General features: G+C 59.1%; 1 protein-coding gene. It reads right to left on the bottom strand.

The window, feature by feature from the left end; genetic code table 11:
- Positions 1-411: hypothetical protein (locus F8M74_RS37360; protein ID WP_205604119.1), on the bottom strand; the 411-nt coding region annotated here is incomplete at both ends.

Here is a 411-nt window from a genome sequence, read left to right as displayed (position 1 = left end):
GTCTTGCTTCGCTCACTCGCTTTCGAGGTCACCGCGATGGCATGGGCTCGATCGGTGGCTGGTGCAGAGACGACGTCGGATTCCGTGGAGGCCGCAGTCTCTTTTTTCGGCGTGGCGCTGGCCTTTTCCTCCACCTTCTGGTCGGAGGCTTGCTCAGGTTCATCGCTCGTGCCGTAGCTAGAGACCCCGCGCTTTTTTGCTTGCGGGTTCAGCTGGTCCTGTTCCTTCTCTGGACCCTGCCCAGGCTGGTTGGCTTCCTTGGCTTCCTTGGCATTCGTGCGCTCTCGGTCCATTGGAGGGGCCGAATCTCTCGCGCCGAACTGCCTGTCTTCTTCCCTCTTCGCGTCAAGGAGCTTGTTGTCAAAGCGCGCCTTCTCATCGATGCGCTTCTTTTCTTGGAAGCGTTTTTCC

It is taken from the genome of Myxococcus sp. CA023 (assembly GCF_010998615.1).
Taxonomy (GTDB): Bacteria; Myxococcota; Myxococcia; order Myxococcales; family Myxococcaceae; genus Myxococcus.
This window is presented reverse-complemented; position numbering and strand designations above follow the sequence as displayed.